This window comes from Thermosynechococcus sp. JY1331 (genome assembly GCF_031583475.1).
Lineage (GTDB): Bacteria > Cyanobacteriota > Cyanobacteriia > Thermosynechococcales > Thermosynechococcaceae > Thermosynechococcus.
Map to the genome: position 1 here is coordinate 1,710,537 of NZ_CP134180.1, position 13,642 is coordinate 1,724,178.

Genomic DNA, 13,642 nt, shown 5'->3' on the forward strand with positions numbered 1-13,642 from the left:
GATGCGCCGTGACTCCCTTTTTTACCAACTCTTTGCCCAGCTACCCCAAACTCTCTTTGACCTTTTGGGCATAGACACGCCTCAGGGGTATCGCTTTGACTCCGTGGAGCTGAAGCAAACGGCCTTTCGCATAGATGGCGTCTTCGTGCCCCCTGACCCCTCGGGAATAGTCTATTTCTGTGAGGTGCAGTTTCAGCGCGATAACACCTTCTACGAACGCTTCTTTGCGGAAATCTTTCTCTATCTGCGGCTGTATCGTCACACCTTCTCTGACTGGCAAGCGGTGGTCATTTATCCCCATCGTCAGGTGGAACAAGTGTCCTTTGAACCCTATGAGATGTTGGTGAAGAGTCATCGTCTGCATCGGGTCTATTTGAATGAATTGGGGTCATTTGAGACATTGCCATTGAGCCTAGCGCTGATGCAACTCACCGTGTTACCCGAAGCAGAGATGCCGACAGCAGCACGGTTGCTGGCAGAGCGGACTCGCACAGAGGCGGTTCCAAGGCCAGAAGTCATAATGGAGTTAATCACCACCATTGTGCTCTACAAGTTCACCAAGCTGAGTCGGGAGGAGGTGCTGCGCATGCTGGGGTTTACGACGGAAGAGTTGAAGCGGACGCGGTTTTATCGGGACGTCTATGCTGAGGTACGGGAAGAGGTCTATGCTGAGGTACGGGAAGAAGTCTATGCTGAGGCACGGGAAGAAGGGCGACAGGAAGGGCGGCAGGAAGGGCGGCAGGAAGGATTGCAGCAGGGAGAGACCCTCGTTGTGTTGCGGCAGTTAAGGCGGCGGTTTGGTGATTTACCAGCTGGTCTTGAGGAGCGTATTCGCCAGCTCCCTCCCCCTCAAATCGAAGCATTGGCAGAGGCTCTCTTGGACTTCACGACCCTTGAGCAAGTCTCTGCTTGGCTAGAGCGCTCCACCTAGGCCATGCGCCGTGACTCCCTCTTTTACCAACTGTTTGCCCAACTACCCCAGACCCTCTTTGACCTTTTGGGCAGAGACACACCGCAGGGGTATCGCTTTGACTCCGTGGAGCTGAAGCAAACGGCCTTTCGCATAGATGGCGTCTTCGTACCCCCTGACCCCTCGGGAATAGTCTATTTCTGTGAGGTGCAGTTTCAGCGGGACACTACCTTCTACGAACGCTTCTTTGCGGAAATCTTTCTCTACTTGCGGCTGTATCGCCACACCTTCTCTGATTGGCAAGCGGTGGTTATTTATCCCAATCGCCAAGCAGAACAAGAGTGTTTTGAGCCGTATCAATTGTTAGTGAATAGCGATCGCCTGCATCGGGTCTATCTGAATGAACTCGGGTCGCTTGAGGCATTGCCATTGAGCCTAGCGCTGATGCAACTCACCGTGTTACCCGAAGCAGAGATGCCGACAGCAGCGCGGTTGCTGGCAGAGCGGACTCGCACAGAGGCAGTGCCAAGGCCAGAAGTGATAATAGAGTTAATCACCACCATTGTGCTGTACAAGTTTACGGAGCTGAGTCGGGAGGAGGTGCTGCGCATGCTGGGGTTTACTACTGAGGAACTGAAGCGGACGCGGTTTTATCGGGACGTCTATGCTGAGGTACGGGAAGAGGTTTATGCTGAGGCACGGGAAGAGGTCTATGCTGAGGCACGGGAAGAGGTCTATGCTGAGGCACGGGAAGAGGGGTTACAAGAGGGGCGAGCACAAGGGCTAGAAGAAGGACGACAGGAAGGTCGGCAGGAAGGATTGCAGCAGGGAGAGACCCTCGTTGTCTTGCGGCAGTTAAGACGGCGGTTTGGCGAGTTACCAGCTGGTCTTGAGGAGCGTATTCGCCAGCTTTCGCTTCATCAAATTGAAGCTCTGGCAGAGGCTCTCTTGGACTTCACGACCCTTGAGCAAGTCTCTGCTTGGCTAGAGCACTCCAGCTAGCCGATGCGCCGTGACTCCCTTTTTTACCAACTCTTTGCCCAGCTGCCCCAGACCCTCTTTGACCTCTTGGGCAGAGACACGCTTCAGGGGTATCGTTTTGAGTCCGTGGAGCTGAAGCAAACGGCCTTTCGCATAGATGGCGTCTTCGTACCCCCTGACCCCTCGGGAATAGTCTATTTCTGTGAGGTGCAGTTTCAGCGCGATAACACCTTCTACGAACGCTTCTTTGCAGAAATCTTTCTCTACTTGCGTCTGTATCGCCAGACCTTCTCTGATTGGCAAGCGGTGGTCATTTATCCCCATCGCCAAGCAGAACAAGAGTGTTTTGAGCCGTATCAATTGTTAGTGAATAGCGATCGCCTGCATCGGGTCTATCTGAATGAACTCGGGTCGCTTGAGGCATTGCCATTGAGCCTAGCGCTGATGCAACTCACCGTGTTACCCGAAGTAGAAATGCCGACAGCAGCACGGTTGTTGGCAGAGCGGACTCGCACAGAGGCGGTTCCAAGGCCAGAAGTCATAATGGAGTTAATCACCACCATTGTGCTCTACAAGTTCACCAAGCTGAGTCGGGAGGAGGTGCTGCGCATGCTGGGGTTTACGACGGAAGAGTTGAAGCGGACGCGGTTTTATCGGGACGTCTATGCTGAGGTACGGGAAGAGGTTTATGCTGAGGTACGGGAAGAGGTATTGCAGCAGGGATTACAGCAGGGAGAGACCCTCGTTGTGTTGCGCCTCCTAAGACGGCGGTTTGGCGAGTTACCAGCTGGCCTTGAGGAGCGCATTCGCCAGCTCTCTCCCCCTCAAATCGAAGCATTGGCAGAGGCTCTCTTGGACTTCACTGCCCTAGAGGAAGTGTTTGCATGGCTAGAGCGCTCCAGCTAGCCCATGCGCCGTGACTCCCTTTTTTACCAACTGTTTGCCCAGCTGCCCCAGACCCTCTTTGACCTTTTGGGCATAGACACACCGCAGGGGTATCGTTTTGAGTCCGTGGAGCTGAAGCAAACGGCCTTTCGCATGGATGGCGTCTTCGTACCCCCTGACCCCTCGGGAATAGTCTATTTCTGTGAGGTGCAGTTTCAGCGCGATAACACCTTCTACGAGCGCTTCTTTGCGGAAATCTTTCTCTACTTGCGTCTGTATCGCCAGACCTTCTCTGATTGGCAAGCGGTGGTCATTTATCCCCATCGTCAAGTGGAACAAGTGTCCTTTGAACCCTATGAGATGTTGGTGAATAGTCATCGCCTGCGTCGGGTGTATCTGAATGAACTCGGGTCGCTTGAGGCGTTGCCATTGAGCCTAGCCCTGATGCAGCTCACTGTGTTACCCGAAGCAGAGATGCCGACAGCAGCACGGTTGCTGGCAGAGCGCACTCGCATAGAGGCAGTGCCAAGGCCAGAAGTCATAATAGAGTTAATCACCACCATTGTGTTGTACAAGTTTACGGAGCTGAGTCGGGAGGAGGTGCTGCGCATGCTGGGGTTTACGACGGAAGAGTTGAAGCAGACGCGGTTTTATCGGGACGTCTATGCTGAGGTACGGGAAGAGGTCTATGCTGAGGCACGGGAAGAGGGGTTACAAGAGGGGCGAGCACAAGGGCTAGAAGAAGGACGACAGGAAGGATTACAGCAGGGAGAGACCCTCGTTGTGTTGCGGCAGTTAAGACGACGCTTTGGTGATTTACCAGCTGGCCTTGAGGAGCGCATTCGCCAGCTCTCTCCCCCTCAAATCGAAGCATTGGCAGAGGCTCTCTTGGACTTCACTGCCCTAGAGGAAGTGTTTGCATGGCTAGAGCGCTCCAGCTAGCCCATGCGCCGTGACTCCCTTTTTTACCAACTCTTTGCCCAGCTGCCCCAGACCCTCTTTGACCTCTTGGGCAGAGACACGCTTCAGGGGTATCGTTTTGAGTCCGTGGAGCTGAAGCAAACGGCCTTTCGCATAGATGGCGTCTTCGTACCCCCTGACCCCTCGGGAATAGTCTATTTCTGTGAGGTGCAGTTTCAGCGCGATAACACCTTCTACGAACGCTTCTTTGCAGAAATCTTTCTCTACTTGCGTCTGTATCGCCAGACCTTCTCTGATTGGCAAGCGGTGGTCATTTATCCCCATCGCCAAGCAGAACAAGAGTGTTTTGAGCCGTATCAATTGTTAGTGAATAGCGATCGCCTGCATCGGGTCTATCTGAATGAACTCGGGTCACTTGAGGCATTGCCATTGAGCCTAGCGCTGATGCAACTCACCGTGTTACCCGAAGCAGAGATGCCGACAGCAGCGCGGTTGCTGGCAGAGCGCACTCGCATAGAGGCAGTGCCAAGGCCAGAAGTCATAATGGAGTTGATCACCACCATTGTGTTGTACAAGTTTACGGAGCTGAGTCGCGAGGAGGTGCTGCGCATGCTGGGGTTTACGACGGAAGAGTTGAAGCGGACGCGGTTTTATCGGGACGTCTATGCTGAGGTACGGGAAGAGGTCTATGCTGAGGTACGGGAAGAGGTATTGCAGCAGGGATTACAGCAGGGAGAGACCCTCGTTGTCTTGCGGCAGTTAAGACGGCGGTTTGGCGATTTACCAACTAGTCTTGAAGAGCGCATTCGCCAGCTCTCTCCCCCTCAAATCGAAGCATTGGCAGAGGCTCTCTTGGACTTCACTGCCCTAGAGGAAGTGTTTGCATGGCTAGAGCACTCCACCTAGCCGATGCGCCGTGACTCCCTTTTTTATCAACTCTTTGCCCAGCTGCCCCAGACCCTCTTCGACCTTTTGGGCAGAGACACACCGCAGGGGTATCGTTTTGAGTCCGTGGAACTGAAGCAAACGGCCTTTCGCATAGATGGCGTCTTCGTACCCCCTGACCCCTCGGGAATAGTCTATTTCTGTGAGGTGCAGTTTCAGCGCGATAACACCTTCTACGAACGCTTCTTTGCGGAAATCTTTCTCTACTTGCGTCTGTATCGCCAGACCTTCTCTGATTGGCAAGCGGTGGTCATTTATCCCCATCGCCAAGCAGAACAAGAGTGTTTTGAGCCGTATCAATTGTCAGTGAATAGCGATCGCCTGCATCGGGTCTATCTGAATGAATTGGGGTCATTTGAGACATTGCCATTGAGCCTAGCGCTGATGCAACTCACCGTGTTACCCGAAGTAGAAATGCCGACAGCAGCACGGTTGCTGGCAGAGCGGACTCGCACAGAGGCAGTGCCAAGGCCAGAAGCCATAATAGAGTTAATCACCACCATTGTGTTGTACAAGTTTACGGAGCTGAGTCGGGAGGAGGTGCTGCGCATGCTGGGGTTTACGACGGAAGAGTTGAAGCGGACGCGGTTTTATCGGGACGTCTATGCTGAGGTACGGGAAGAGGTATTACAGCAGGGACTGCAGCAAGGATTACAACAGGGATTGCAGCAGGGATTGCAACAGGGAGAGACCCTTGTTGTCTTGCGGCAGTTAAGACGGCGGTTTGGCGAGTTACCAGCTGGCCTTGAGGAGCGCATTCGCCAGCTCCCTGCCCATCAGATTGAAGCGTTGGCAGAGGCTCTCTTGGACTTCACTGCCCTAGAGGAAGTGTTTGCGTGGCTAGAGCGCTCCAGCTAGCCGATGCGCCGTGACTCCCTTTTTTACCAACTCTTTGCCCAGCTGCCCCAGACCCTCTTTGATCTCTTGGGCATAGACACGCCTCAGGGGTATCGCTTTGACTCCGTGGAGCTGAAGCAAACGGCCTTTCGCATAGATGGCGTCTTCGTGCCCCCTGACCCCTCAGGAATAGTCTATTTTTGTGAAGTGCAGTTTCAGCGGGACAACACCTTCTACGAGCGCTTCTTTGCAGAAATCTTTCTCTACTTGCGTCTGTATCGCCAGACCTTCTCTGATTGGCAAGCGGTGGTCATTTATCCCCATCGTCAAGTGGAACAAGTGTCCTTTGAACCCTATGAGGTGTTGGTGAATAGTCATCGCCTGCATCGGGTCTATCTGAATGAACTGGGGTCACCAGAGGCATTGCCATTGAGCCTAGCGCTGATGCAACTCACCGTGTTACCTGAAGCAGAGATGCCAACAGCAGCACGGTTGTTGGCAGAGCGGACTCGCATAGAGGCAGTGCCAAGGCCAGAAGTGATAATAGAGTTAATCACCACCATTGTGTTGTACAAGTTTACGGAGCTGAGTCGGGAGGAGGTGCTGCGCATGCTGGGGTTTACGACGGAAGAGTTGAAGCGGACGCGGTTTTATCGGGACGTCTATGCTGAGGTACGGGAAGAGGTCTATGCTGAGGTACGGGAAGAGGTATTGCAGCAGGGATTACAGCAGGGATTGCAACAGGGATTGCAACAGGGAGAGACCCTTGTTGTTTTACGCCTCCTAAGACGGCGGTTTGGCGAGTTACCAGCTGGCCTTGAGGAGCGCATTCGCCAGCTCTCTCCCCCTCAAATCGAAGCATTGGCAGAGGCTCTCTTGGACTTCACTGCCCTAGAGGAAGTGTTTGCATGGCTAGAGCGCTCCAGCTAGCCCATGCGCCGTGACTCCCTTTTTTACCAACTCTTTGCCCAGCTGCCCCAGACCCTCTTTGACCTCTTGGGCAGAGACACGCTTCAGGGGTATCGTTTTGAGTCCGTGGAGCTGAAGCAAACGGCCTTTCGCATAGATGGCGTCTTCGTACCCCCTGACCCCTCGGGAATAGTCTATTTCTGTGAGGTGCAGTTTCAGCGCGATAACACCTTCTACGAGCGCTTCTTTGCAGAAATCTTTCTTTATCTGCGGCTGTATCGCCAGACCTTCTCTGATTGGCAAGCGGTGGTCATTTATCCCCATCGTCAAGTGGAACAAGTGTCCTTTGAACCCTATGAGGTGTTGGTGAATAGTCATCGCCTGCATCGGGTCTATCTGAATGAATTGGGGTCACTTGAGGCATTGCCATTGAGCCTAGCGCTGATGCAACTCACCGTGTTACCCGAAGCAGAGATGCCGACAGCAGCACGGTTGCTGGCAGAGCGGACTCGCACAGAGGCAGTGCCAAGGCCAGAAGTGATAATAGAGTTAATCACCACCATTGTGTTGTACAAGTTTACGGAGCTGAGTCGGGAGGAGGTGCTGCGCATGCTGGGGTTTACGACGGAAGAGTTGAAGCGGACGCGGTTTTATCGGGACGTCTATGCTGAGGTACGGGAAGAGGTATTACAGCAGGGACTGCAGCAGGGACTACAACAGGGATTGCAACAAGGGCTGCAACAGGGATTGCAGCAGGGACTACAACAGGGATTGCAGCAGGGACTACAACAGGGATTACAGCAGGGAGAGACCCTTGTTGTTTTACGCCTCCTAAGACGGCGGTTTGGCGAGTTACCAGCTGGCCTTGAGGAGCGCATTCGCCAGCTCCCAGTCCATCAGATTGAAGCATTGGCAGAAGCTCTCCTTGACTTCACTGACCTTGAACAAGTGTTTGCGTGGCTAGAGCGCTCCCCCTAGCCCATGCGCCGCGACTCCCTTTTTTATCAACTCTTTGCCCAGCTACCCCAAACTCTCTTTGACCTTTTGGGCAGAGACACGCCTCAGGGGTATCGTTTTGAGTCCGTGGAGCTGAAGCAAACGGCCTTTCGCATGGATGGCGTCTTCGTGCCCCCTGACCCCTCGGGAATAGTCTATTTCTGTGAGGTGCAGTTTCAGCGCGATAACATCTTCTACGAACGCTTCTTTGCGGAAATCTTTCTCTACTTGCGTCTGTATCGCCAGACCTTCTCTGATTGGCAAGCGGTGGTCATTTATCCCCATCGTCAGGTGGAACAAGTGTCCTTTGAACCCTATGAGATGTTGGTGAAGAGTCATCGTCTGCATCGGGTCTATTTGAATGAATTGGGGTCATTTGAGACATTGCCATTGAGCCTAGCCCTGATGCAGCTCACCGTTTTACCCGAAGCAGAGATGCCGACAGCAGCGCGGTTGTTGGCAGAGCGCACTCGCACAGAGGCAGTGCCAAGGCCAGAAGCCATAATAGAGTTAATCACCACCATTGTGTTGTACAAGTTTACGGAGCTGAGTCGCGAGGAGGTGCTGCGCATGCTGGGGTTTACTACTGAGGAACTGAAGCGGACGCGGTTTTATCGGGACGTCTATGCTGAGGTACGGGAAGAGGTCTATGCTGAGGTACGGGAAGAGGTATTGCAGCAGGGACTGCAACAAGGATTGCAACAAGGATTGCAACAAGGATTGCAACAAGGACTACAGCAAGGAGAAGCAGCCGTTGTCTTACGGCAGTTAAGGCGGCGGTTTGGTAGTGTGCCCAATGACCTTGAAGAACGGATTCGTCAGCTCTCTCCCGATCAAATCGAAGCGTTGGCAGAAGCACTTCTAGACTTCACTGACTTAGAGGAAGTGTTTGCGTGGCTAGAGCGCTCCAGCTAGCCTAGGCATCATAAATCGCTAGTTGGAACATTTAATGTTGTGTGTTTGATCGTGTGGCAATAAGTATGATTGCTGTGCGCAACAATTTGAAAAATTATCTGGAGGCTGAAATTTTTTACCAAAGAAAAACCATACTAATTACTAGCCTATTTCAGATCTATTGATCGCTCCATAACTAGTGGTAGGTTACTGCTCCCGTGCGTTGACTAGGTGCCCCTATGAAAAAGAATGACCGACGCTTTGGCCTCTCAAAACGGCAGTATCGCAAATTGACCCAAGCAATTCGTCATTTGCTTTACCAGCTGCGCCTCTGGATACGGCGACGGCTGGCACCCCTAGGGAGAGGGGGACGGCAACTGCAGTTTGGGCGCCGGGGGTTTGTGTTGCCGACCGTTATTATCGTTATCTTAGTGCTCACTATTACAGTGGGTGCCTTGATGCTGCGGACACTGAACCGCACTACTCAAGTGGCGGGAGAACGCCAAGATATTCAAGTACTCAATGCTGCTACGCCTGCTATTGATCGCGCCAAGGCCAAACTAGAGTATCTCTTTACTCGGGATCCACGTCGCCCCAGTGGCGTGCCAGGGGAAGATCGCCTACGAGACCTGATGTTGAATGTGGGTGCAAACCCCGATCCCTACACTCTTGCCGATGAACAACGGATTGACATCAATGGTGACGGGAATGTCGATAACGCTTGGGTTTTCCAGCCGACCCCCAACTCAATTGTGGCGTACTCCATTTTAATGACCCGCCCCAACAATACCCAAATTAATCAAAGCGATGCTCAAAAGGCCGCAGCCCTAGTCACTCGCAACCGTCCCCTCAACATTTCAGAAATGAGTGGCCAATGTGCCAGCGCAGGTGGAGTTGCAGCACAAACGGCAGAAGCAGGTTGGGATAGTGTGGGCACAGCTAGCCTGCGCAAAAACTTCCAAGTTAACGCCTTTGTTTATGAAAATCGCAATGGTGGTCAAGCCCTTGCCACCCTTGACTTTGTTCAAGAACGTGAACTCGACCGTGGGAACAAGTGGGGAGCATGGTTTCGAAACGACTTAGAGATTTTCCCGGGGCCTGCCTTCCGTTGGAATGGTGCCATGCACACCGAGGGAAGTATTTTTATGGGTGGTGGTAGCAGTTTCTCGGCCTTTCTCGTGAGCGCTCCCAGTTCATGTATCTATACTCGAGCTGCTTCCGAAATTACTACAGCCCAGGTTCCCGACACATATGATTTTGACAATGACGGCAACACGTCCGAGCCAATATTTCAAGGCCAGTTTATTTCGGGCACCTTACGGGACAATACTATTAGCGGCCGTACTACTGTTCATTCCTACCGTGAATCACCTGCACTTCCCTTCACTACAGGTGACAATGATCCACCCGGACAAAATGTAATCTTTAACGGCAATCGGGATTCAGTTGTTAGCTCTGTTAATCAACCAGCTCAACTAGCCCTCAACCCTGTCTTAATCGTTACTGAAGATCGCAGTCGCTCCCGTGCATCTGACACCAGTAATGCTAGCTACCGTGATCCTAACTGGGTAAACCAATTCTACGGGCCTGCTGACAGTGGTGGTACGGGTCGATTTTCCAATCAGCAGGTTTCAAAGCCATACGTGGATGATACGTACCGTGCCGACGATCGCTACGGCCCCAAGCCAATCTATGCCAATGTTAGCCGTGATGCCCTTGAAAATGATCCCGCTGTAGCCGCAGAATTTGCCGATCGTGTGATTCCGTCTGGAAGCCGCATTGGTGATCAAATTCCCTCCTCTAACCAACTGTTATTGCGTAATACTGTTCCTGAATCTGCTGAAGCGGATCGACGGACAGAAGTTGGTCTAGATGGCTACTGGGAGCGGCGGGCACGCCAAGAAGGCCTACGAATCATTGTGGGAGAACGCTTGGAACTGGGCAAACCTCTTGATCCACCTGCGGGTGATACCGCTGATAACGACCGCCGCAACGAGTTTTATCAGCACCGCACGCTGCGGGATGATTTGGCAGCCGTGCAGGCCACAGCCATTTATCACTACAAAGCGAGGGGAACAACGGTTGACTCCACTATTCCCGATCCGTTTACGGAGCCTTATCCGGGGCAAAACACAGGGGGCTATGAGCCGATCGCCTGCTTGGCGACTACTCACCACCACGGCACACCGCAAACTGCCCTGCGCAGCATCATGTTCAACCAGTACAGTGGCATTCCAGGCTTGTCCTCTGATTTCCGCTTCTTTGACTTCTTTACTGGGCGCGGCACCAATGGTTGGGAGTTTGAGCCTCCTAATTTCAACAGTCTTACTAATCCCAACGATCCGATGCGAAAAGCGATGAAGAACCTCGTGGCCTATGCGAGTGATGGTGTGGATGGGGCGTTTCCGCCCAAACAAGAGATAGGGGGAACCCAAATTCACCCCCGCCCCATTCACCCCCACCCCAAAGAGACCCGTGCTGGGAATTTCTCGAACCTTGCCCGCGCGCTTCAACTCCTAGACCAGAGAGGCAGCTTGAGCGCTCTAAGCTTAGCCGATCAAAGTACAATCCACACCGCAGGCTGTATGTTGGGAATGCTGGCTCATAGTGTGGATACCCTTAACCAAAACCTCAACCTCAACCTGTCTGATCTGAATAATGCGATTAATGCGATCGACAATAAAGTGACTTTCGATAGTGATAGTGGTGCCATCAAGGTCGATCGCAACGGCGCTGAGCCATTGAGGTATCGCGGGGGCTATCTGAACCCAGATGCCTACATCACAGCCCTGATCCCTAATGCTCGCTGGAGTCAGCGCCCGCTGCAAGAAACTAATGCCGATGTCAATGCCCGTCTTGCCCGCTTAATTGCCCTCACGGAGCAGGTGAAATATGACCTTAATCCACAAGGGTACACGTGTGAAATTCCTAATCAGTATAGCAACTTGCGGAATGCTTTTTGCCTAGGGCAAGACAAACGAGGATTTGTGATTGGCGAGGAGTTTAAGATGCCGCGCGCCGGTGACACAGTGATTGTCAATCTTGAAGATGCCCCCAGCTATAACTTTGACCTGCGCAAGTCTGATAAGGGCAAAGTTGTCTATGTCACTGGTGCGGGGTGGATGACTCTGGAGGACTTCGAACCTGAGGACTTCGAAGCTGATGACCATGGCAAAATCCTCAAAGTAAAGTTGAAAAACCTAGGCGTCCTAGGTAATGCGACAGGATCGATTCCAGCAGGAGCTTCTGCTTGGATTATTACTCCGCCTAACAACTCCTCGGAAGACTCCGCTGGTACTATCAGCGTTGCCGTTCCGTTTCCCAATAACCCAAACAACAGTACCCTCCCAATCACAATCACATACACGCTAACGCCCCAACTCCAAGTTGAAGACATTGTGGCAATTCGCAGTCCCATCAATAATCGCATAGAGGGAATCTTTGTGGTCATTGAATCTCCAACTTCAAATACAGCAACTCTACGCTACATTGGCGGCACAGAACGTACGGGTACAGGTACAACTCCCATTGCTGTGGACTCGACACTGGTGGTGCTCAAACGCCAAGGTGACAGTGACCTGCCTCTCGGTACCTTTAATACGGTGATTAAATATCCAGCGTTGCGGGCGATCTTCAACCCGCAGGGGACTCTAAATCTGAGTGAGATTCTGAATGGTATTAGGGCTATTGCAGCAAACCCACGTATGAATCCAACAAATTTCCTTACCCCTACCGAGCCAGCTACTGGGACTCTAGTGAATAATATCCGCTATCCCAGCCGCCTGAATCAAATCATTGGCTTTGACGGCAATGCTCGCAATGTCGCTTTCCTTGATAACACCCTCTTCAATGGTCGTGAAGAGATGGCGGTGCGGGAAATGGATATTGACCTTGACCTGCTGCGGCGCACTTCTATTGGTGGGGATACATGGCTGCCGATGGGGGGCATTGTCTATGCCTTCCGGGAGGATGCAGTGCGCGAAGATGGCATTGCCCGACCTGCCATTACAGGTCAAAACTGGATGAATACTAATCCCAGCAATCCTCATGATCCCATCCGAGCCGCCAACGGCATTTCGACAAAACCAGTGGATTTCTTTGCGGATCCAATGCGGCGACCCAATGGCTTTCGATTGTGGAATGGCCGGCGCCTTGACCGCCAAGGAATTCCTGCCGAGAAGAATATCGCTGGTCTCTCCTTTATCAGCGATAACCCCGTGTATATTCAGGGGAACTTTAACCTCCACAGTACCAACGGCACAACAAACAATCTGGAGGAATTTACCACAACCCTAGACGCAAACTGGAGCAACTTCTATAGCCGTGATACGCTCGATAATCGCTTTGCTCGGCCTAACTCCGACACTTGGCGACCCGCAGAAATCCTCGGGGATGCGGTGACGATTCTCTCTGACAATTTCTGTAATGGCTCTGCCAATGATTATTTTGCCGAGGCTTACAACGATGATATTCAAAGGCTTGACAACAACTCCCCTGAAAACCTCGCCACGAACTATGTGCAAAACACCGGAAGTGGCGCACGGGTTAACAACGGCAACAATCCTGGCCAAATCTACCTGACCTGTGCCAACAATGCAAACCTGCGCACCTCTTTCTTGAATGCCAACCGTCCTAGTGACGACTTACCTAACAATAATACAGTTTGGCTGCGGGAAAGTCCCTTTGATCCCAGTTCACCGATTTACGTGGATCGCAATGGCACGCCTTGGGCGATTAATTACCGAACAGGTGAACGGGTGGATCGCGATGGTAAGGCCCTCACAAGCTATCCCGATGGTGAACAGGGCCAAGCCAGTAACCCTTACAACAGCTACTATGGCTTTGGTTCTCAACGTAGCCGCAACGCAGCAACGGATACCCAAGTCAATGCGGTAATCATCAGTGGCACTGTGCCTTCGCGACCCACACAGTCCTACGGTGGGATGCATAACTTCCCTCGCTTCATTGAAGCTTGGAATAACCTATGGATCCAAGGAGCATTTATTCAACTGAACTTCTCTACTCAAGCCACAGGTCCTTTTGATCAAGATCAGTGGGAAGTACCAAACACGGCTGCGTGTCGAGATGTCAATACCGCATTTAACTGTGCGGCTCAGGATGCTGAGTGGATTAGATATTACTCTCCGCCTAACCGTCGTTGGGGCTATGACGTGGGTCTGCAACTCGCGCCGGCAGGGCCAGTGGCGTCGCGCTTTATTACACCTGCCCGCCAACGTAGCGAATACTATAGGGAATTACCGGCGGATGACCCCTATATCCTGCGGTTGCGCTGCGCTCCCCGTCCAGAAGGCGGTGGTACGGTAGATCCTTCAGTAACAGGTTGTCCGTAAATGGAGGTGGGTT

Annotated in this window: 10 protein-coding genes; all 10 read left to right on the top strand. The window is 52.5% G+C overall.

Going from position 1 to position 13,642, the window contains the following annotated elements:
- Position 1: 1 nt before the first annotated feature.
- The 10 genes from RHJ31_RS08275 (at position 2) to hpsA (ending at position 13,629) form a co-directional block, all read left to right on the top strand.
- Entirely contained in the window at positions 2–931 is a 930-nt protein-coding gene (locus tag RHJ31_RS08275; protein ID WP_302676264.1) for an Rpn family recombination-promoting nuclease/putative transposase, read from the top strand.
- A gap of 3 nt (positions 932–934) precedes the next feature.
- On the top strand, positions 935–1,912 hold the full coding sequence (locus tag RHJ31_RS08280) for an Rpn family recombination-promoting nuclease/putative transposase (protein ID WP_302676265.1): 978 nt from the start codon (positions 935–937) through the stop codon (positions 1,910–1,912).
- Positions 1,913–1,915: 3 nt separating this feature from the next.
- The gene (locus RHJ31_RS08285; protein ID WP_302676266.1) at positions 1,916–2,797 is read left to right on the top strand and encodes an Rpn family recombination-promoting nuclease/putative transposase; all 882 of its coding nucleotides are present in this window, start codon (positions 1,916–1,918) and stop codon (positions 2,795–2,797) included.
- A gap of 3 nt (positions 2,798–2,800) precedes the next feature.
- Positions 2,801–3,718 carry an Rpn family recombination-promoting nuclease/putative transposase gene (locus tag RHJ31_RS08290; RefSeq protein WP_302676267.1) on the top strand — a complete coding sequence of 306 codons (918 nt, stop codon included), beginning with the start codon at positions 2,801–2,803 and terminating at the stop codon, positions 3,716–3,718.
- A 3-nt stretch (positions 3,719–3,721) separates the two neighbouring features.
- Positions 3,722–4,603, top strand: coding sequence for an Rpn family recombination-promoting nuclease/putative transposase (locus tag RHJ31_RS08295; RefSeq protein WP_302676268.1), 882 nt, complete (start codon positions 3,722–3,724; stop codon positions 4,601–4,603).
- 3 nt (positions 4,604–4,606) lie between these two features.
- Positions 4,607–5,500, top strand: a complete 894-nt coding sequence (locus tag RHJ31_RS08300) for an Rpn family recombination-promoting nuclease/putative transposase (protein WP_302676269.1) — start codon at positions 4,607–4,609, stop codon at positions 5,498–5,500.
- Positions 5,501–5,503: 3 nt separating this feature from the next.
- The gene (locus RHJ31_RS08305) at positions 5,504–6,409 is read left to right on the top strand and encodes an Rpn family recombination-promoting nuclease/putative transposase (protein ID WP_302676270.1); all 906 of its coding nucleotides are present in this window, start codon (positions 5,504–5,506) and stop codon (positions 6,407–6,409) included.
- A 3-nt stretch (positions 6,410–6,412) separates the two neighbouring features.
- Entirely contained in the window at positions 6,413–7,366 is a 954-nt protein-coding gene (locus tag RHJ31_RS08310; protein WP_302676271.1) for an Rpn family recombination-promoting nuclease/putative transposase, read from the top strand.
- A 3-nt stretch (positions 7,367–7,369) separates the two neighbouring features.
- The gene (locus RHJ31_RS08315) at positions 7,370–8,299 is read left to right on the top strand and encodes an Rpn family recombination-promoting nuclease/putative transposase (RefSeq protein WP_302676272.1); all 930 of its coding nucleotides are present in this window, start codon (positions 7,370–7,372) and stop codon (positions 8,297–8,299) included.
- Positions 8,300–8,517: 218 nt separating this feature from the next.
- On the top strand, positions 8,518–13,629 hold the full coding sequence (gene hpsA, locus RHJ31_RS08320) for a hormogonium polysaccharide biosynthesis protein HpsA (RefSeq protein ID WP_302676273.1): 5,112 nt from the start codon (positions 8,518–8,520) through the stop codon (positions 13,627–13,629).
- Positions 13,630–13,642 lie beyond the last annotated feature (13 nt).

Excerpts from the sequence above, each read along its gene's own strand:
- RHJ31_RS08300 (WP_302676269.1), top strand. The coding sequence starts at position 4,607 with ATGCGCCGTGACTCCCTTTTTTATCAACTCTTTGCCCAGCTGCCCCAG.
- RHJ31_RS08295 (WP_302676268.1), top strand. The coding sequence starts at position 3,722 with ATGCGCCGTGACTCCCTTTTTTACCAACTCTTTGCCCAGCTGCCCCAG.
- RHJ31_RS08290 (WP_302676267.1), top strand. The coding sequence starts at position 2,801 with ATGCGCCGTGACTCCCTTTTTTACCAACTGTTTGCCCAGCTGCCCCAG.
- RHJ31_RS08275 (WP_302676264.1), top strand. The coding sequence starts at position 2 with ATGCGCCGTGACTCCCTTTTTTACCAACTCTTTGCCCAGCTACCCCAA.
- RHJ31_RS08315 (WP_302676272.1), top strand. The coding sequence starts at position 7,370 with ATGCGCCGCGACTCCCTTTTTTATCAACTCTTTGCCCAGCTACCCCAA.
- RHJ31_RS08285 (WP_302676266.1), top strand. The coding sequence starts at position 1,916 with ATGCGCCGTGACTCCCTTTTTTACCAACTCTTTGCCCAGCTGCCCCAG.
- RHJ31_RS08305 (WP_302676270.1), top strand. The coding sequence starts at position 5,504 with ATGCGCCGTGACTCCCTTTTTTACCAACTCTTTGCCCAGCTGCCCCAG.
- RHJ31_RS08310 (WP_302676271.1), top strand. The coding sequence starts at position 6,413 with ATGCGCCGTGACTCCCTTTTTTACCAACTCTTTGCCCAGCTGCCCCAG.
- hpsA (WP_302676273.1), top strand. The coding sequence starts at position 8,518 with ATGAAAAAGAATGACCGACGCTTTGGCCTCTCAAAACGGCAGTATCGC.
- RHJ31_RS08280 (WP_302676265.1), top strand. The coding sequence starts at position 935 with ATGCGCCGTGACTCCCTCTTTTACCAACTGTTTGCCCAACTACCCCAG.